The organism is Halomonas ventosae, from assembly GCF_004363555.1.
In the GTDB taxonomy this organism is placed as follows: domain Bacteria; phylum Pseudomonadota; class Gammaproteobacteria; order Pseudomonadales; family Halomonadaceae; genus Halomonas; species Halomonas ventosae.
Window position 1 is genome coordinate 81,145 of sequence record NZ_SNZJ01000007.1, and the last position, 19,080, is coordinate 100,224.

A 19,080-nucleotide genomic window follows, 5' to 3' on the forward strand; every position below is an offset into this window, starting at 1 on the left:
TATACTGCAATGCACGGAAGCACGGGGAACCTGAAGGGCGATTGCGAAGGGCCCAGTCGGGTTGCGGCAGGAAAATGCCGAGCTTGACAAATAAAAAAAGTGGCCCTTTTTTTGGCAATCGCGCTATGCTGTTGACGGACAACCATCAGGCATGGCGCCTTAGCAAAAGGCATGACGACCCATGGAACTAAGAGAGTGGCTGATCATACTAGGGCTGGCGCTGGTGACCCTCATCGTCATCGATGGTGTGCGTCGCCTGCAGCGTCAGCGTCGCGTTCCACGTCTCGACCAGGTCTCGGACCGTGACGAGCGTGGCCCCACGGGGAGCGACGAGGACCCTGAAGCCGCGGCCCGTGCGGCCGAAATCAACTGGGAGCTGCCCAACGGAGGGGCGCGGGTCGTCAGGCCGGCTGACGACCGGGGGGTACAACCCAAGCCCAAGCTGCAGCGCCAGGAGCATCCCGGTCCCTCGCGGGTGCTGGCGGAGTTCCGGCGCCATGCCGACGGCCCCGAGGCATCGGGCCCCCGGCCGGTCGGCGAGCGTGAGCCGAGCGTCGCCCGGCCTGCCGCCGAGTCGCGGGAGACCGTCCGGCCGCTGAGCCGTGAGCCCGAGCCCAGGGCACAGCATGACCCCGCCCCCGAGCGCAGCGCCCAGGCGCCTGCCTCCCGGGGCCCGGTACCGGAGCCGGCGGATCAGGAGGCGGCGAGTCTCTACCCCGAAGCCGACGAGCGCCGCGAGCCAGGGCTCTCGAGCCTGGATGGCCTGGACGAGACGGCCATGGAGTCCGCCACGTCAAGGGACACCCAGCCCCTGGCGGCCGACCCCGAGGATCACGACACCTACGCCGACGAGGAACACTACCGCCTGGTGGACCTCGAGGGCATGGGCGACTCCCTCAAGAGCGGCTCGAAGCGGGTGGGTTCCTCCATGCAGCGCTTCGGGGCCTCCCTGCAGAAGAGTCTCGCCGAGCGGCGCGAGCACAAGCGCAGCGAGAAGGTTCGCCGCGAGCAGGAGCGCGCCGAGAAGGCGGCTCGCGAGGCGGCGCGTCGCCAGCGGGCCGAGGACGAGAAGGCCGTCCAGGAGGCCGAACGGCGTCGCCTGGAGGCGGAGGCGGTCGCCTCTGCCGATGACGACGACCCGCTCTTCACGCCCTCTCGTGACCAGTACCAGGCGCACGAGCAGGCGCCGGTCGAGGCCGCAAGGGACGACGTGGCCCCGCGCGACGACGTGGTGCGCACCCACCCGGTGCTGGAGCGGGCCCTGCGCCACGACGTCAACGCCGAGCATGCCCGCGAGACCCTGAGCCACTCCGACGAGATCATCGTCATCAGCGTGATGGCACGGGACGAGGAGGGCTTCTCCGGTACGGCACTGCTCGACCTGATGCTGGCCTGCGGGCTGCGCTACGGGCGCGACATGGGCATCTTTCATCGCTTCGAGACGGAGGACCCGGAGAGCCGACTGCAGTTCTCCATGGTCAACGTGGTCAAGCCGGGGACCTTCCCCATCGAGGCCATGGACGACTTCCAGACCCAGGGCATCACCCTGCTCATGCCGCTTCCGGGCGCCAGCGATACCGCGGCCGCCTTCGAGGCGATGGTCGAGACCGCCATGGTCATCGTCCGCCACCTCGGCGGCGAGCTGAAGGACGAGAACCAGAGCGTGATGACCGCCCAGACCGTGGAGTTCGCCCGCCAGCGGGTCCAGGAGTTCGAGCGACGCAATCGCCTCAACCGCTATCAGGTGAACTAGCGGCAAGCCTGAAGCTGGAAGCCGGACGACAACCCCCGTGAGCTGACCCCACGGGGGTTGTTGCTTTGGTAAGCTAGGCAACCATGCCGGCCTTGAGCCTTCACGCAACCAGACCACGGACGCCATGACCCAAGCCGACCCGCAGATCCTCGACGAGGTGGCGCGCCTGCGTGCCGAGCTCGACGACGCCAACTACCGCTACTATGTGCTCGATGAGCCGCGGCTCACCGACGCTGACTACGACCGCCGCCTGCGCCGCCTGCAGGAGCTCGAGAAGGCCTATCCGGACCTGGTGACCCCCGACTCCCCGACCCAGCGGGTGGGGGCCGCGCCCGATTCCGGCTTCCCCGAGGTGCGGCATGCCGTCCCCATGCTCTCCCTGGACAATGCCTTCAGCGAGGAGGAGATCAAGGCCTTCGTCAGGCGCGTTGCCGACCGCCTGGAGGCCCATGGCGAGCCGCTGGCCTTCTGCTGCGAGCCCAAGCTTGACGGGGCCGCCGTGTCGCTGGTCTTTGAGCAGGGTATGCTGGTCAGCGGTGCCACCCGCGGCGACGGCCGCACCGGCGAGGGCATCACCTCCAACCTGCGCACCCTGCGCTCCATCCCGCTGCGGCTGCGCGGCGACGACCCGCCCGCCCTGCTGGAGGTGCGCGGCGAGGTGATCATGAGCCATCGGGGCTTCGAGACACTGAACGAACGGGCCCGGGAGTCGGACGGCAAGGTGTTCGCTAACCCCCGCAACGCCGCTGCCGGCAGCCTGCGCCAGCTCGACCCCAGGATAACGGCGACGCGCCCGCTGGAGTTCAGTGCCTACCAGGTGGCGCGCATCGAGCCGGAGCCGGGCGACGCCAGCCACAGCCAGCTGATGGCCAGGCTCGGCGAGTATGGCTTTCGCACCAGCCAGGAGCTGGCGGTGGTCGAGGGGGCCGAAGGGATCATCGACTACTGCCGACGGCTCGGCGAGAAGCGCGACGGCCTCGGCTACGACATCGACGGGGTGGTGATCAAGGTCGACGACCTGCGCCTGCAGCGCGAGCTCGGTTTCGTGGCGCGCGCCCCGCGCTGGGCCATCGCCTTCAAGTTTCCCGCCCAGGAGGAGACCACCCGGCTCAACGACGTGGAGTTCCAGGTCGGCCGCACCGGGGCGATCACCCCGGTGGCCCGGCTCGAGCCGGTCTCGGTAGCCGGGGTCACCGTCTCCAATGCCACCCTGCACAATGCCGACGAGATCGCCCGGCTCGGCGTGATGATCGGCGATACCGTGGCGATCCGTCGGGCCGGCGACGTCATTCCCCAGGTGGTCCGGGTGCTGGAGGAGCGCCGTCCGGCCGATGCGCGGGCGATCGTCTTTCCCGGGCACTGTCCGGCCTGTGGCTCGGACATCGAGCACCTGGAGGGCGAGGTGGTGGCGCGCTGTTCCGGGGGCCTCTACTGTCCCGCCCAGCGCAAGGAGGCCCTCAAGCACTTCGCCTCGCGCCGGGCGCTGGACATCGACGGCCTGGGCGAGAAGTTGATCGAGGCGCTGGTCGAGCGTGAGTGGGTGACCACCCCGGCGGACCTCTTCCGGCTCGAGGCCGAGCGCCTCGCCGAGCTGCCGCGCATGGGCAGGAAGTCCTCCGAGAACCTGGTGGCGGCACTCGAGAGGGCGAAGCAGACGACGCTTGCCCGCTTCGTCTATGCGCTCGGCATCCGCGAGGTGGGGGAGGCCACGGCCGCCAACCTGGCACGCCACTTCGGCACCCTGAAGGCGCTGATGGCGGCCGACCACGAGGCGCTGGAGGCCGTGGAGGACGTGGGGCCCGTCGTCGCCGCCCACGTGCATACCTTCTTCCGCCAGCCCCACAACCGCGAGACCATCGACGACCTGATCGCCTGCGGGCTGAGCTGGGACGAGGAGGAGGTCGGCGAGCGCCCCCAGCCGCTGGCCGGCCAGAGCTGGGTGCTCACCGGCACCCTGGAGAGCATGACCCGCGACGAGGGCAAGGCGCGACTCCAGGCCCTGGGGGCCAAGGTCGCCGGCAGCGTCTCCCGCAAGACCGCCTGCGTGGTGGCCGGCGAGGCCGCCGGCAGCAAGCTGGAGAAGGCCGAGCAGATGGGGGTCGAGGTCATCGACGAGGCCGCCTTGCTCGAACGGCTGGCCGTCTGGGAAAAGGGGGAGACCGACGCATGAACGGCGACCGTTTCATCGAGGTGCCCTACCGCATGCTGCCGGGCGAGACACTGGACGCCCTGCTGGAGGCCTTCGTCACCCGCCAGGGCTACGACACCACCGACACCGGCGAGGGCATGCGCGGCTGGGTGGCCCAGCTCAAGGCCCAGCTCGAGCGCGGCGAGCTGCTGATCGCTCATGACCTCAGGACCGAGACCACCGAGGTGATGACCCTGGCCCAGTGGCGCGCCTTCGGCCGCGACCTGGCCGACGACGAGGAGGAGGGGTAGCCTCCCCTCTACGAGCTGTTCCCGGCGCCTCTCGCTGATGCTGATTCATGCTTCCCTTGTATCAGGTCGCGGATGATTCTTCGGCCCGGGTGCAGGTGGTCCACCAGCGGCTGTTCCAGCGGCAGCGGCTCGTCGCAGATCCGTGATGCGAGAAGCTCCGCGCACAGCGGCGCACTGGCCAGGCCCCGGGAGCCGTGGGCGGCACTGATCCACAGCCCCCCATGGTGCCGGCCGGGCGTGTCGGGCACCCGGGTGGCGTCCCTGGCCAGTCCCGCATAGTCGGCCTGCCAGGCCTCGGCGTCGGGCACCGGGCCGGCATAGGGCGACTTGTCGGGGCTGGCGGCGCGCACCGCGGCCCGCCCCTCCAGATGACCGGGTTCGAGCTCGGCCCCCGCCTCGCGCAGGGCGGCCACGAAGGCGGGCAGGGTGGTCGCAAGCTCCGCCAGGTTGGCCGCATGGTCGGCCTCGCGAATTCCGGTGTCCGTTTCGCGAGGCGCGAAGCTGGCACCGAAGGTGAGCACGCCGTCCATCGCCGGCGACACATAGCCGCCCGCGCAGATGACCCGCCCCAGCGCGGGGGCGCCCCGGGGCAGGGCGAGCCGGCTGACCTGGCCGCGCACCGGCTGCAGCGGGAGCCGCGTCGTCGGCACGAAGCGGTTGGCCAGTGCCGCGTTGGCGACCACCACCTGGTCGGCGGAAAGGCACTCGCCGTCGGCCAGCGCCAGCGACCAGCCCTGCTCGTCCGGGGTCATGCCGACCACCTCCGCGCGGCGCAGCTCGACGCCCGGCATGGCGGCGAGCCGGTCGCAGAGGGCGGCCGGCCGCACCCAGCCCGCCTGGGGGTACTCCAGCCCGCCGTGGGCGATCGGGGTGCCGGCCAGCCGCGAGGCCTCGCCCGCCGTCACGCCCCGCACCACGCCCTCCGGCAGCGTGTGGTGGGCCAGGAAGCGCGCCTGGCGGGCTTGCTCCTTCTCGTGGGTGGCCAGCTGCAGCACGCCGCAGGGCGACCAGAGTTCCCGGGCGGGATCGAGGACCTCGAGCCAGCGTCGGCTGTGCAGCAGGCCGGCGAGGTAGACCCGGCTCTGGAAATTGGTGTCGGCGGCGAGCTTGACGTAGAGCGCCCCCTGGGCGTTGCCGGAACCGCCGCTGCCGGGTCCCTCGCGGTCGATCAAGGTGACCGTCACGCCGCGCCGCGCCAGGGCAGCGGCGGTACTGGCGCCGGCGATCCCGGCGCCGATCACCGCGACGTGGCGGGCGCGGCGCGGCGCCGGGGGCGAGAACCAGGGCGTGCGCTCGCGGCGGCGATCCGTGGTGGGCTCGGCGATCTCGCCGGCCAGCATCTCGCGCTTGCGCCCGAAGCCCGGCACCTTGCGCCAGGCGAAGCCGGCGGCGGCGAGGCCCCGCTTGACCACCCCGGCGCAGGTGAAGGTGGCCAGGGTCGCCCCGGGGCGCGAGCGGGCGGCCATCGCCTCGAACAGCTCGGGTCGCCACATCTCGGGATTCTTCGCGGGGGCGAAGCCATCGAGGAACCAGGCGTCCACCCGGCCGTCGAGCAGCGCCAGCCGCTCGACGGTGTCGCCGAGGTGCAGGTCCAGGGTGACCCGGTCATCGAGCCACAGCCGGTGCACGCCGGCCACCGCCTGGGGCCACTGGGTGACCAGGCGCGCGGCCCGCTCGGCCAGGTCCGGCCAGGCCGACAGCGCCCGGGCCAGGTCGTCGCGGCGCAGCGGGAACTTCTCGGTGGAGACCAGGTGGAGCCGGGCGGCCGGCGGGGCATGGGCAGCGAAGCAGGCCCAGGCGCAGAGCATGTTGAGCCCGGTGCCGAATCCCGTCTCGCCGATCACGAAGGGGCGTGTTTCCTGCCAGCCGGCAAACCGCTCGGGGAGCCGGTTGGCGGCGATAAAGACATGCTCGGTCTCGGCGCGGCCGTCATGGCGCGAGAAGTAGACGTCATCGAAGGCCATGGAGTGGGGCGCCTCCTCGCCGCCTTCCTCCCGGCGCCACGCCAGGTTGGCGCTTTCCAGGCCGGACAGCGGGGGCAGGGCATCGGGGGCAGCGGTCACGGCAGGGCTCCGGGTCTGGGTTCCAGGGGTTGGGGTCGAAGGGGCGGGCTGGTCAGGATTTGATCGATCGCGTCACGGCGGCCTGTCGACCGGGATGGCGCAAGGCGTCCGCGGCGTTTCAACAGACTTGTCCACAGCAGCTGTGGGAAACCCGCTGTGGACAGTCGGAGGGGCAGGGCTCAGGGCAGGACCTTCTTGAAGGGCTTCACGCTGGCCCGGGCATAGACGCCAGCGATCATGTAGGGGTCGGCATCGGCCCAGGCCTGGGCACTCTCCAAGTCCTCGAACTCGGCGACCACCAGGCTGCCGGAGAAGCCGGCCTCGCCCGGGTCGTTGCTGTCGATGGCGGGGTGGGGGCCGGCCAGCACCAGGCGGCCCTCATCGCGCAGCGCCTCGAGGCGGGCCACATGGTCGGGACGGGCGGCCAGCCGCCGCTCCAGGCTGTTGTTCACATCTTCACTGATGATGGCGTAGAGCATCTCGGGTCTTCCTCGCTGGTAGGCGGCTCGCGCCGCGGGTGCGACCGGCGCCCGGCATTGACCGTCACCGGTCGGGCACGCAACATGGAAGGATATTCTGACAAAGTCACCTGCCGGCGTCATGCCCATGCCAGCACTTCCCGTGCGCTTCGGGGGCGAGCCCCTCACCATAGACCTGCACATGCATTCCACGGCCTCCGACGGCGCCCTGCCGCCGGCCGAGGTGGTGGCGCTGTGCCGTGCCCGCGGGCTGAGCCACATGGCGCTGACCGACCATGACACTATGGACGGTATCGCGGAGGCACAGGCGGCCGCGCGTCGCGAGGGGATCCGGCTGATTCCCGGTACCGAGCTCTCGACCCAGTGGCGCGGCATCAATATCCACGTGGTGGGACTGCTGCCCGAGGGGCCCCGGGGCGACCTGGTGGCCGGGCTCGCCGCCCAGGCCCAGGCCCGGGAGTCCCGCGCGCTTAAGATCGCCGAGCGCATGGAGAAGGTCGGGCTCACCGATGCCCTGGCGCGGGCACGCGAGCAGGCCGGCTCACCGCGCCCGCTGGGCCGGCCGGACTTCGCCCGGGCGCTGGTCGCGGCGGGGCTGGTGCCCGATATCGGCACCGCCTTCAAGAAGCACCTGGGCAACGGCAAGGCCGGCGACATCAAGGCCCACTGGCCCTTTCTCTCCGCGGCGGTGGGCTGGATCCTCGATGCCGGCGGGGTCGCGGTGCTGGCCCACCCGCTGCGCCACGGCCTGACCCGGCGCAAGCGCGGCCTGCTGCTGGACGACTTCGCCGCCGCCGGGGGCCAGGCCGCCGAGCTGGTCAGCGGCTTCCAGAATGCCGACGTGACCCGCGACCTGGCGCGCCAGCTGCAGGAGCGCGACCTCTACGGCTCGGTGGGCAGCGACTTCCACTTCCCCGGCGGCCACCTGGCGCCGGGCAGCATGAGTCCGGTGCCGCGCACCGCCACGCCGCCGGTATGGACCCACCCGCGCCTGGCCGGCCTTGCCGCCCCGGTGGCCGCCTGAGGCGGGGAGCGGGACAGCGACGCGCTATAGTGACAGACACCTTCCACCGGCCACCGAAAAGGGAGCTCGCATGAGCCAGTTCTTCCAGATCCATCCCGACAATCCCCAGAAGCGCCTGATCGACCAGGCGACCCAGATCATCCGTAACGGCGGCGTGGTCGCCTACCCGACGGATTCGGGCTATGCCCTGGGCTGCCACCTGGGCGACAAGAAGGCCATCGAGAAGATCAAGTGGCTGCGCTCGCTGGATGACAAGCACAACTTCACCCTGGTCTGCTCCGACCTCTCCGAGATCGGCACCTACGCCAAGGTGGACAACGACGTCTTCCGGCTGCTCAAGGCTCACACCCCGGGGGCCTATACCTTCATCCTGGACGCCACCAGCGAGGTGCCGCGGCTGCTGCTCCACCCCAAGCGCCGCTCCATCGGCGTGCGCGTGCCCGACCATGCCATCACCCGGGCGCTGCTCGCCGCCCTGGGCGAGCCGCTGATGAGTGTCACCCTGATCCCGGTCGGCGAGGAGCTGCCGATGACCGACGCCGAGGAGATCCGCGAGCGTTTCGGGGCCCACCTCGACCTGGTGATCGATGGCGGCGCCTGCCACCTGGACGCCACCAGCGTGATCGACCTGCGCGACCTGCCGCCGAGGATCGTCCGCGAGGGGCGTGGCGATATCACCCCCTTCCAGCTCTGATCCCTGCCCGCCGCCGGCTCACTGGGCCGGCGGCGACCCTCCATCGTCTTCCTCCTCGCCGCCATGTTCGTGCCACCAGGCCTCCTGCTCCTCCTCGGGCAGGCGCGGGTCGGGGGAGTTCTCGTCCAGCCAGGTACCGCACCGCAGGCAGTACTTGGCGCGCTGTTCGTGGCGGTCGTGGCCGCACCCCGGGCAGGCCTCGTCGGAGTAGCGGTCGGCGCGGATCGAGCGGATCACCTCGGCCGAGAAGACCCCGGTGGGCACGGCGATGATCGAGTAGCCGATCAGCATCACCATCACCGAGATCGCCTGGCCCAGCGGGGTCACCGGCACGATATCGCCGAAGCCCACCGTGGTGAGGGTGACGATGGCCCAGTAGATCGCCATGGGGATGCTGGTGAAGCCGGCCTCACGGGGTTCGATCAGGTAGACGATCGAGGCGAAGATCGACACCAGCATGAAGACGGTGAACAGGAACAGGAAGATCTGGTGGCTGCTGCGCTTCAGTGCCCCCACCAGCAGCCGTCCCTCGCCGACGAACTCCATCAGGCGCAGCACCCGGAAGATGCGCAGGGTGCGCAGCAGGCGCACCATCACCAGGGTCTGGGCGCCGGGCAGGATCAGCGTCAGCCAGGTGGGCAGGATGGCGATCAGGTCGACGATCCCGTAGAAGCTCTTCAGGTATTGCAGCGGGCGCTCCAGACAGTAGAGGCGTACCGCCAGCTCCAGAGTGAAGGCGATGGTGAAGCCCCACTCCAGCCAGAAGAAGAGGGTGCCGTAGTCGGCGCGCAGGCTCTCGATGCTCTCCAGCATCACCACCAGCACGCTGGCCAGTATCGCCACGATCAGGGCGATGTCGAAGCCCTTGGCCAGCGGGGTGTCGGACTCGAAGATGATCTGGAAGACCCGGGTGCGCAGGCCTTCGCCGGCGGGCTTGGGGAGGTGGTTCACGGGGGCGTCCTTGTGGTGGCCGGGGCCGGTCAGGCCAGGTCGACGTCGCCGGGCAGCCGGCGGGCCAGCCGCAGCATCCGGCGACCGAAGGCCGGGGTCAGCCAGGCCTCGGTCTCCAGCGCCTCGGCGAGGGCGCGGGCGTCGTCGCGCAGTGAATCATCGTCGCGGGCATCATCGCCCGGGTCGGCCAGGCGTTGGAAGGCCTCGCGCGCCTCGTCCCGCCAGGCCGGCTGTCCGGTATCGGCCAGGGCATCCAGCGCCACGCTGGCGCGATGCAGCCAGGCCGCCGGGGGGGTGCCCTCGGGCAGGGTCCAGCCGCCGCCGAGCAATGCCCCGCCGCGGGCCGCCTTGCTGGTGTCCGAGGGGCGCAGCGCCACGTCTTCGGCCAGCGTCTCGGCCAGCGACCATAGCGCCGCCGGCTCGCCTGCCTTGAGCTCAAGCTCCAGTTCGCGGATCGCCACCGCCTGCTCCCCCGCGCGGATCTCGCCCAGGTCCAGGGCCAGTTCCACGCTCAGCCCGTCCTCCTCCAGCCACCAGGTCTCGCGCATGAAGTCGGTGGCAAAGCGTGGCACCAGGCGCTCGAGCAGGGCCGGGTCACGCTCGGCCATGGGCGGCAGGGTGGCCAGCCCGGCGAGGTCGAGCCCCGGGCCCGGCACCTCCCACTCCCACTCGCCGCGGGTCGAGAGGCCGCCACCGCCCTGGCCGCGGGTCTTCAAGGTCTGCAGCAGGCGGTCGCCGGCGCGGCGCAGGCGCAACGCCATGCGCGCGCCCTCCAGCTCGCCCTCGGGGGTGTCGTAGTAGGTATTGCCCAGGCGCGTGAGCGTGGGTACCAGGCCGGCCAGGCGGGGGTGGCGTCGCAGGGCCTCGGGCGCCTCGGCCCCCAGGGCCAGCTTGAGTTCGATCTCGTCTGCCATCGGGGCGCCACCTCGGTTTGATGAATATTGGATGATTTTTTCATGACGGTGACAGTGTCAGTCACTATACTGACGCCGCCATTTTCCAGGTTCACAGATGCCCCATGGTGACATCCAATCCCTTCTCCGCGATGTTCGGTCGCTCGCCATTCCATCCGCTGCTGGCCCATATCGTCAAGGCCAATGAGTGCGCCGACGAGCTGCTGCCCTTCTTCGAGGCCTCCCTCGTGGGCGACTGGGACACCGCCGCCCAGCATCGCGAGACCATCACCCGACTCGAGCACGAGGCCGACGAGCTCAAGACCGACCTGCGCCTCAACCTGCCCAATACCATGTTCCTGCCGGTGTCGCGCTCCGACCTGCTCGACCTGATCAGCGTCCAGGACAAGATCGCCAACAAGGTCCGCGACATCACCGGCATCATGCTGGGACGCCGGATGCAGATGCCCCAGGAGCTGGCCCAGCCGATGCGCGACTACATGCGCACCTCGGTGGCCTGCGTGGCCCAGGCACGCCATGCCCTGGAGGAGCTCAAGGACCTGCTCGAGTCCGGCTTCGGCCGCAACGTCTCCGATGTGATGCAGAAGCTGATCCGCGAGCTGCACGTGCTCGAGCAGCAGGCCGACAGCCAGCAGGTGGCCATCCGTCGCCAGCTCTTCGAGCTGGAGGACCGCCTGCCCCCGGTGGACGTGATGTTCCTCTACAAGATCATCGACTGGGTGGGCGAACTCTCCGACCGCGCCGAGCGCGTCGGCAGCCGCCTGCAGATCATGACGGCCAACTGAATACCGCGGCCCCGGCGATCCCGGGGCCGCCTCGTGTCGACCTTCTTCTGACCGCAACAAGGGAACCCTCCCTATGTCGATCATTGCGCAGCACGGTGAGATCTTCATCATCCTCGCCTGTCTCTTCGGCTTCTTCATGGCCTGGGGCGTCGGGGCCAACGACGTGGCCAACGCCATGGGCACCTCGGTGGGCTCGCGGGCCATCACCATCAAGCAGGCGATCATCATCGCCGTGATCTTCGAGTTCCTCGGCGCCTGGCTGGCCGGCGGCGAGGTCACCAACACCATCCGCAAGGGGATCATCGACCCCGAACTGCTGCAGGAGGACCCGCAGCTGCTGGTCTACGGCATGCTCGCGGCACTGCTGGCGGCGGCCACCTGGCTGCTGGTCGCCTCCATGAAGGGCTGGCCGGTCTCCACCACCCACTCCATCGTCGGTGCCATCGTCGGCTTCGCGGTGGCGGGCCTCGGCGCGGCCGCCGTGGACTGGGCCGCGGTGGGTACCATCGCCGCTAGCTGGGTGGTCTCGCCGCTGCTGTCCGGCACCATCGCCTTCACCCTCTTCAAGTCGGTGCAGCACCTGATCTTCGAGGCCCGCGACCCCTTCGCCGCGGCCAAGCGCTACGTGCCCATGTACATCTTCCTGGTGGGCTTCGCGGTGACCATGGTGACCCTCACCAAGGGCCTCAAGCACGTCGGCCTGGACCTCGGCTTCGGCGCCAGCCTGCTGCTCGCCATCCTCGCCGGCCTGCTGATCGCGGGGCTCGGCGTGGTCATGGAGCGTCGCGTCAAGGCGTCGAGCCGCCAGTCCGACCAGTTCGGCTTCTCGGGCGTGGAGCGCGTCTTCGGCGTGCTGATGATCTTTACCGCCTGTGCCATGGCCTTCGCCCACGGCTCCAACGACGTGGCCAACGCCGTGGGCCCGCTGGCGGCGGTGATCAGCGTGGTGCAGACCGGCGGCGAGATCGAGGGCGCGGCCCTGGTGCCGTGGTGGGTGCTGGTGCTGGGCGGCGGCGGCATCGTCGTCGGCCTGGTCACCTACGGCCACAAGGTGATCGCTACCGTGGGCACCGGCATCACCGAGCTCACCCCGAGCCGCGGCTTCGCCGCCACCCTGGCGGCCGCCGTGACCGTGGTGCTCGCCTCGGGCACCGGCCTGCCGATCTCCACCACCCATACCCTGGTCGGGGCGGTGCTGGGCGTGGGCCTGGCCCGTGGCATGGCGGCGCTCAACCTGCGGGTCATCGGCACCATTGCCATGTCCTGGCTGATCACCCTGCCCGCCGGGGCCGGCCTTGCCATCTTCTTCTTCTTCACCTTCAAGGGCATGTTCGGTTAAGCGCCGAGCGACAAGGCCGAGCGACAAGAAACCCCGACGGCCGAGGCCCTCGGGGTTTCTTTTGTTGCGGCTGATTCCATGCTGCGGCTTGCAGCTGACCGGTGCCGCCGTTTTCGTCGCTCTGATATAGTGGCTATCGACTCCCCCTTCGTTCACCTGCTGCCGGAGTGCGGCCTTGGATACTCGTTTCCCCTTCGTCGACTGGTTCCGCAATTCCTCCCCCTACATCAATGCCCACCGCGGGCGTACCTTCGTGATCCTGATCGAGGGCGAGGCGATGGCCAGCGGGCGAGGGGAGCAGCTGGTCCAGGACCTGGCGCTGCTGCACACCCTGGGCGTGCGGCTGGTTGTGGTGTTCGGTATCCGGCCCCAGGTGCAGCAGGCCCTGGATGAGGCGGGCATCACGCCCCGGCGCCACCAGGGGCGCTGGGTGGCCGACGAGGCGATCATGGAGAGGGTCGAGCGCATCGCCGCCGAGCAGCGGCTGTGGCTGGAGGCGCGGCTCTCCCCGGGGCTACCCAACACCCCGCTGCATGGCATCGAGATGACCGTGGTCTCCGGCAACCTGGTGATGGCCAAGCCACTGGGCGTGCGCGAGGGTGTCGACTTCGACCACAGCGGCGAGGTGCGCCGGGTGCGGGCGCAGGCCATTGAGGGACTGCTCGAGCGCGGGTCGCTGGTGGTACTGCCGCCGCTGGGCTTCTCCAGCACCGGCGAGGTCTTCGACCTGGATGCCGCCGAGGTGGCCCGCCACGCCGCCACCGCGCTCAGCGCCGACAAGCTGATCCTGCTCGGTGAAGCCAGTGGGCTCTTCGATCGCAGCGGCCAGCTGCAGCGCCAGCTGACCCCGGGGGAGGCCGAGCCGCTGCTCCGGCAGGCCGCCCCCGCCAGCGAGCTGGCCCGTCACCTCGGGGCGGCCTGTGCTGCCGCGCGGCACGGCGTGGCCCGCACCCACCTGCTCTCCTGGCACGACCACGACGCTCTGCTGGGCGAGCTGTTCACCCGCGACGGCGTGGGCACCATGATCACCGAGCATCGCTACGAACAGCTGCGTGCGGCGGAACTCGGCGACATCGGCGGCCTGCTCGAGCTTCTCGAACCGCTCGAACGGCGGGGCATGCTGGTGCCGCGTTCCCGGGAGCGGCTGGAGTACGAGATCGACGACTACCAGGTGATCGAGCGCGACGGCATGATCATCGGCTGCGCCGCCCTGCATACCTTCGGTGAGGCCACCATGGGGGAGCTGGCCTGCGTGGCGGTCCACGACGACTATCGGGGTGGCGCGCGGGGCGAGCTGCTGCTCGCCGAGATCGAGCGGCGGGCCCGCCGACTGGGGCTCTCGGCGCTGTTCGCCCTGACCACCCACACCACCCACTGGTTCTTCGAGCACGGCTTCCGCCTGGCCGGCATCGAGGTCTTGCCGCCGCTGCGTCGCGACACCTACAACCACGCGCGCAAGTCCAAGATCCTGGTCAAGACCCTCGCCTGAGGGGCGCGCTGTCGCCATGAGGCGTCGCCGGGCCATCCGGCGTCGCCATTGTGAGACGCGACAAGTGGCTGAAAATAGAGCCTTTTCATTTAAGCGTCAGAAAGGCGTCGCCATCTGGCGACGAAAATCCCGCCATTTCCCCCGCCTATTGGCGGCTAGGCCGGCCGTTTCCCGCCTGGCCCCTTTCTTTTCAATTTTAACTAACTGATATTGAACGGATAGTGGGATTCCTGGCACGCCGTTGGCAATAGTCAGGGCGAGCAAGGGAAAACGGTTCATTCGGCTCGAACCGTTTCCCGGTCGCCGAAGGGAGGCGGGCCATCACTGCCTTGTGCTCCCGCTCCCCGAGGCGGCCAGTGTCTGCTCCAAGCGATGTGTGACTTTAGGTTGCGATGAGACGGTACCGCCGCCAGGCAAGGATCGGTATCGAGAGGGCAAGGATGCCCTGGCATGGATGCCTCTCCCCCGAACGGGGGATCGAATCGCGCAGCATCGCCGTCGGCCTTCGGCCGAGGCGGTGCTGCCAGGAACGGAGCAGGGCGGTGCGCCACGCGATGGCGTGCCACCCGCATGAGGATGACCAGCCCCTGGTGGCAGATGGCACCTCATGGCTTCGGGGCCTCCCCGGCCCATGGACATTCGGGCAATGGACGGACCAGGCCGTCGATTGATCGGATGTCCGGACCCTTCAGTTCCCTGCGTATTGGGCCGGCTCTGCCGGCCCTTTTTTTTCCCTTCGCGTTCTAGCCGGTGGGGTTGCGCCGATTGGCCGCGGGGCGCTCGGCTGAACTCTGGTATCCTTAGGGATGGACGATGGTGGTTTCCGTTACCCTTCTGCAAAGAACACTGTCCATGACCTCAGCCGTTACGCGTCGCTGGAGGCCGCGCTCGCTGTTGCAGCTGGTGCTGCTGGCCTTCCTGGTGGTGATGCTGCCGCTGGCCGTCCTGATGATCCAGGCCGGCCAGGCCCTCTCCGAGCTTTCCCGACTGGCCGATGTCAGTGCCCGCCAGGCGGTGGAGGAGACCCGGCGTGCCCGTTCGCTGGGTGCCCTGGCGCTGGAGATGGAGCGCGGTGCCCGCCAGTATGCCGTGGTCGAGGAAGAGAGCCTGCTGGAGATCTTCGACGACCGTCTCGCGGAGTTCCGTGAGCTGCTGGCCCAGCAGAGTCGGCTGCTGCCCGATGATCCCGATGTGGCGGCGCTGGAGGAGGAGCTCGACGACCTCGCCGAGCTGCCCGAGCTGCCGCTCGAGGAGTTCACCGCCCGGCTCTCCGACTTCCTGCCCTTCGCCCAGCACACCGAGGCGATGCGCCGCGCCACCAACCGTCGCATCGACGAGCGCATCGAGGGCATCCGTGCCCGCGCCGAGGGCGTGCAGGTGCGCCTCTGGTGGCAGACCGCGGCCCTGGTCTCGGCGAGCCTGGTGCTGATGCTGCTGTTCACCCGGCTGATCATCCACCCGATCCGCCAGCTCGAGCGCCGCATCCTGGGGATCGGCAGCGTGGGCGGCGACCCGGCGCAGAAGCCGCCGCCGCTCAAGGGCCCCTCGGAACTGGTGACCCTGGACGAGCGGCTGGACTGGCTGGCCTCGCGGCTCGACGAGCTGGAGGCCCAGAAGCAGCAGTTCCTGCGCCACATGTCCCACGAGCTCAAGACGCCGCTGGCCAGCGTGCGCGAGGGCTCGTCGCTGCTCGCCGACGGCGTGGCCGGCGAGGTCACGCCGCGCCAGCGCGAGATCCTCGACCTGATCGATGCCAGCGGGCGGGAGCTCCAGCAGCTGATCGAGCAGCTGCTCGACTACAATCTGCTCCAGCACAACCGCCAGCTCGACATCGAGCGGCTGGACGTCGCCACCGTGGCCAAGGAGGTGCTGGCCAAGCACCGCCTGGCACTCGACAACAAGGAGATGCGCGTCAGCTGCTTCGATGGCCCCCTGGCCTGGGAGCTCGACCGCACCGCCACGGCCCGGGTCCTCGACAACCTGATCTCCAATGCCGTCGCCTATGGCGAGGATGGCGGTGTGCTGGAGATCCGTGCCCGGCCGCTGCGCGACCGGCTGGTCATCGAGGTGGCCAACAGCGGCGAGCCGATCGCCGAAGCGGATCGCGAGCGGCTCTTCGAGGCCTTCTTCCAGGGCAGCGTTCGCCGCAAGGGGCCGCTCAAGGGCTCCGGCATCGGTCTCTCGGTGGCCGCCGACTGTGCCCGGCTCCAGCATGGCAGCCTGGCGCTGGTGGACGATGCCCGGCTGGCGGTGTGCTTTCGCCTGACCCTGCCTCGGCAGGTGCCGGTGGCCGAACCGGATCACGATCACCCGACGCTCGCCCTGGCGAGCGCTCACTCAAGGAACGATACTCCATGACCGCACGCCCCTGGCTCCTGTGCCTGGCCACGGCCTGGCTGGCCGGCTGTCAGTACCTGCCCGAGCAGTTGCAGTCGTCGCCTTCCGGCCCTTCGCCCATCCAGAGCCCTACCGCCGGGTCGGCGTTCTGCCATGCCGAACTGCCCGACTTCGACAACCTGCCCTGCCTGCTCGACGACTGGATCGCCTTCGGCCTGGCCTCACAACGCGGCGACCGGGTGTGGCGCGAGGCCACCCTGACGCGCCTGGGCGGCGAGAGCACCGAGCGTCGCCTGGCCCGGGCCGTGCTGCTCGCCTGGGGCGACGTGCAGCAGTGGAACCGCGCCTCGGAGCTCTACAAGGCCCACCTGGCCGGGGCGCCAACCGAGCTGCAGCCGCTGCTGCGCTACTGGCTCAACGAGCTGGAGGGGCGTCGCCGCCTGGCCGGCCAGCTGGCCGAGAGCCAGGGCGAGCACCAGGCCATCGTGGAGGAGAACGAGGCCCTCACCGAGGAGCTCGAGGCCATGGCCGAGAAGCTCGAGCAGCTCACCGCCATCGAACAGAGCATCAATCTGCGACAGCAGAATGAATGAACCGGGAGAGACGACATGAAGCAGACCGGACGCCTGCCCAACGCCGGTGACCACGGCGCACACATCCTGCTGGTGGATGACGACGTCAGCCTGTTGAAGCTGCTGGGCATGCGGCTCGAGAGCCGCGGCTACCGTGTCACCACCGCGGAGAGCGGCCGCGAGGCCCTCAAGCGGCTGGAGGTCGCACGCCCCGACCTGGTGCTGTCGGACCTGCGCATGGACGAGATGGACGGCCTGGCGCTGTTCCAGGAGCTCCAGCGCCGGGTGCCGGGCCTGCCGGTGATCATTCTCACCGCCCACGGCTCGATTCCCGATGCCGTGAGCGCTACCCGCCAGGGGGTGTTCAGCTTCCTCACCAAGCCGGTGGATCGCGACGAGCTCTTCAACGCCCTCGACGATGCCCTGGCCCAGACCTCTACCTCCGCCACCGACGGCGACGACCGCTGGCGCGAAGCGATCATCACCCGCAGCCCCGAGATGGAGCGCATCCTCGAGCAGGCCCGCATGGTGGCCGCCTCCGACGTCAGCGTGCTGATCACCGGCGCCTCGGGGTCGGGCAAGGAGCTGCTGGCCGGCGCCATCCACAAGGCCAGCCCGCGGGCCGACAAGCCCTTCGTGGCGATCAACTGCGGCGCGCTGCCCGAGCAGCTGCTGGAGAGCGAACTCTTCGGCCACGCCCGGGGCGCCTTCACCGGGGCGGTGAGCGAGCACCGCGGCCTCTTCCAGGCGGCCGATGGCGGCACCCTGTTCCTCGACGAGATCGGCGACATGCCGCTGACGCTGCAGGTCAAGCTGTTGCGCGCCCTGCAGGAGCGCCAGATCCGCCCGCTCGGCTCCACCACCTCGCTCCCCATCGACGTGCGCATCATCTCGGCCACCCACCGCGACCTCGACCGCGCCATGCACGAGGGGGAGTTCCGCGAGGACCTCTACTACCGCCTCAACGTGGTGAACCTGCGGCTGCCGCCGCTCAAGGAACGCGCCGAGGACGTCCCGCTGCTCGCCAAGCACCTGGTCGCCCAGGCCGCCGCCCGCCACAAGCCCTTCGTCAAGGGCTTCTCCCCGGAGGCGCTCAACCTGCTGGCCGCCTCGGCCTGGCCCGGCAACGTGCGCCAGCTGGTCAACGTGGTGGAGCAGTGCGTGGCCCTGACCACCTCGCCGATGATCCCGGAGGGCCTGGTGGCCCAGGCGCTGGCCGCCGAGGACAACGCCCTGCCGACCTTCAACGATGCCCGCGCCGGCTTCGAGCGCAGCTACCTGGTCAAGGTGCTCAAGATCACCGAGGGCAACGTCACCCAGGCGGCGCGCATCGCCGGGCGCAACCGCACCGACTTCTACAAGCTGCTGGCCCGCCATGAACTCGAGCCGAGTGCCTTCAAGCCGGCCGCCCGTCAGGCCGAGCACCACTAGGTTTCGTCCGAAAACACGCCCCCAACGCAAGACCCCCTGCCGGGGCAGGGGGTCGTCGTGGGGCGAGTTTAACCGCCCGCCTTACTTGGGCAGCTTGGCCCGGCGCAGGTAGGGGAAGATGGTCTCGTACTCGCCGAACTTCGCCTTGGCGTCCTCGTTGGAGACCGTCGGCGGGATGATCACGTCCTCGCCGGTGGTCCAGTCGGCCGGCGTGGCCACGCCCTTGCCGTTGGCGGTCTGCAGGGCGTCCAGGGCGCGCAGCACCTCGGCGAAGTTGCGGCCGACGTTCATCGGGTAGGTCATGGAGAGCTTGAGCTGCTTGTCCGGGCCGATGATGAACACCGAGCGCACGGTGGCGCTGTCGGCCGGGGTGCGGCCGTCCGGCAGGTAGGCGTCGGCCGGCAGCATGTCGAACAGCTTGGCGACCTTGAGGTCCTCGTCGGCGATGATCGGGAAGCCGACATTGCAGCTGGCGAAGCTTGCGATGTCATTGATCCACTTCTTGTGATCTTCCACGCCATCCACCGAGATGCCGATCACCTTGGTATCGCGCTTCTTCCACTCCTCGCTGAGCTTGGCGACGGCGCCGAACTCGGTGGTGCAGACCGGGGTGAAGTCCTTGGGGTGGGAGAAGAGGATCGCCCAGCTGTCGCCGATCCACTCGTGGAAGCGGATCGGGCCCTGGCTGGTATCGGCCTCGAAGTCGGGTACGACGTCATTGATGCGCAGTGACATGGTGATACTCCCTGGTTGGTGGGATGTGACGCCCCGGGCGTCCGGTTGTCTGGCCGGGGAAGTGCCTGGCTCCTT

The 19,080-nt window shown here is 69.6% G+C and carries 16 protein-coding genes; 11 read left to right on the forward strand and 5 right to left on the reverse strand.

The features are described 5' to 3' along the window. Window positions 1–181: 181 nt before the first annotated feature. The 3 genes from zipA (at window position 182) to DFP85_RS07720 (ending at window position 4,192) form a co-directional block, all read left to right on the forward strand. A complete protein-coding gene (zipA, locus tag DFP85_RS07710) occupies window positions 182–1,753 on the forward strand; it encodes a cell division protein ZipA (protein ID WP_133635723.1) in 1,572 nt (523 codons plus the stop codon). A gap of 124 nt (window positions 1,754–1,877) precedes the next feature. Then, entirely contained in the window at window positions 1,878–3,923 is a 2,046-nt protein-coding gene (gene ligA, locus DFP85_RS07715) for an NAD-dependent DNA ligase LigA (RefSeq protein ID WP_133635724.1), read from the forward strand. Beyond that, the gene (locus tag DFP85_RS07720; protein ID WP_133635725.1) at window positions 3,920–4,192 is read left to right on the forward strand and encodes a YheU family protein; all 273 of its coding nucleotides are present in this window, start codon (window positions 3,920–3,922) and stop codon (window positions 4,190–4,192) included. The genes ligA and DFP85_RS07720 overlap by 4 nt, the downstream gene beginning before the upstream one ends. A gap of 8 nt (window positions 4,193–4,200) precedes the next feature. On the opposite strand, the gene mnmC is transcribed toward DFP85_RS07720, so the two are convergent. Together mnmC and DFP85_RS07730 are read right to left on the reverse strand one after the other, a co-directional pair. Continuing rightward, window positions 4,201–6,255: a bifunctional tRNA (5-methylaminomethyl-2-thiouridine)(34)-methyltransferase MnmC2/FAD-dependent 5-carboxymethylaminomethyl-2-thiouridine(34) oxidoreductase MnmC1 gene (gene mnmC / locus DFP85_RS07725; protein WP_133635726.1), complete on the reverse strand. Its 2,055-nt coding sequence runs from the start codon at window positions 6,253–6,255 to the stop codon at window positions 4,201–4,203. A 179-nt stretch (window positions 6,256–6,434) separates the two neighbouring features. Next, complete coding sequence (locus DFP85_RS07730; protein ID WP_106230478.1) at window positions 6,435–6,734, reverse strand: YciI family protein; 300 nt, start codon at window positions 6,732–6,734, stop codon at window positions 6,435–6,437. A gap of 121 nt (window positions 6,735–6,855) precedes the next feature. On the opposite strand from DFP85_RS07730, the gene DFP85_RS07735 reads away from it, so the two are divergent. Then, window positions 6,856–7,758: a PHP domain-containing protein gene (locus tag DFP85_RS07735; RefSeq protein ID WP_133635727.1), complete on the forward strand. Its 903-nt coding sequence runs from the start codon at window positions 6,856–6,858 to the stop codon at window positions 7,756–7,758. Window positions 7,759–7,828: 70 nt separating this feature from the next. Next, the gene (locus DFP85_RS07740; RefSeq protein ID WP_133635728.1) at window positions 7,829–8,452 is read left to right on the forward strand and encodes an L-threonylcarbamoyladenylate synthase; all 624 of its coding nucleotides are present in this window, start codon (window positions 7,829–7,831) and stop codon (window positions 8,450–8,452) included. Between the two features lie 18 nt (window positions 8,453–8,470). Here DFP85_RS07740 and DFP85_RS07745 read toward each other — a convergent pair whose 3' ends face one another. Together DFP85_RS07745 and DFP85_RS07750 are read right to left on the reverse strand one after the other, a co-directional pair. Then, the gene (locus DFP85_RS07745; protein ID WP_133635729.1) at window positions 8,471–9,403 is read right to left on the reverse strand and encodes an ion transporter; all 933 of its coding nucleotides are present in this window, start codon (window positions 9,401–9,403) and stop codon (window positions 8,471–8,473) included. A gap of 29 nt (window positions 9,404–9,432) precedes the next feature. Beyond that, window positions 9,433–10,317, reverse strand: coding sequence for a CYTH domain-containing protein (locus tag DFP85_RS07750; RefSeq protein ID WP_133635730.1), 885 nt, complete (start codon window positions 10,315–10,317; stop codon window positions 9,433–9,435). Between the two features lie 104 nt (window positions 10,318–10,421). Between DFP85_RS07750 and DFP85_RS07755 the strand changes: the two genes are divergently transcribed. The 6 genes from DFP85_RS07755 to glrR all read left to right on the forward strand — a co-directional run bounded on the left by DFP85_RS07755 (window position 10,422) and on the right by glrR (window position 18,270). Continuing rightward, window positions 10,422–11,102: a TIGR00153 family protein gene (locus DFP85_RS07755; protein ID WP_106230474.1), complete on the forward strand. Its 681-nt coding sequence runs from the start codon at window positions 10,422–10,424 to the stop codon at window positions 11,100–11,102. 73 nt (window positions 11,103–11,175) lie between these two features. After that, the gene (locus DFP85_RS07760; protein ID WP_133635731.1) at window positions 11,176–12,441 is read left to right on the forward strand and encodes an inorganic phosphate transporter; all 1,266 of its coding nucleotides are present in this window, start codon (window positions 11,176–11,178) and stop codon (window positions 12,439–12,441) included. A gap of 175 nt (window positions 12,442–12,616) precedes the next feature. Continuing rightward, window positions 12,617–13,930 (forward strand): amino-acid N-acetyltransferase, encoded by a 1,314-nt coding sequence (gene argA / locus DFP85_RS07765; RefSeq protein WP_133635732.1) that lies wholly within the window; start codon window positions 12,617–12,619, stop codon window positions 13,928–13,930. An 852-nt stretch (window positions 13,931–14,782) separates the two neighbouring features. Beyond that, window positions 14,783–16,288, forward strand: a complete 1,506-nt coding sequence (locus DFP85_RS07770; RefSeq protein WP_133635733.1) for a sensor histidine kinase — start codon at window positions 14,783–14,785, stop codon at window positions 16,286–16,288. Continuing rightward, entirely contained in the window at window positions 16,285–16,860 is a 576-nt protein-coding gene (locus DFP85_RS07775; RefSeq protein WP_133635734.1) for a hypothetical protein, read from the forward strand. Before DFP85_RS07770 ends, DFP85_RS07775 begins: the two co-directional genes overlap by 4 nt. Window positions 16,861–16,875: 15 nt before the next feature. Beyond that, on the forward strand, window positions 16,876–18,270 hold the full coding sequence (gene glrR / locus DFP85_RS07780) for a two-component system response regulator GlrR (protein WP_133635735.1): 1,395 nt from the start codon (window positions 16,876–16,878) through the stop codon (window positions 18,268–18,270). An 81-nt stretch (window positions 18,271–18,351) separates the two neighbouring features. Here the strand turns inward: glrR and DFP85_RS07785 are convergent, their stop codons facing one another. Continuing rightward, window positions 18,352–19,005 (reverse strand): peroxiredoxin, encoded by a 654-nt coding sequence (locus tag DFP85_RS07785; protein WP_133635736.1) that lies wholly within the window; start codon window positions 19,003–19,005, stop codon window positions 18,352–18,354. Window positions 19,006–19,080: the final 75 nt, after the last annotated feature.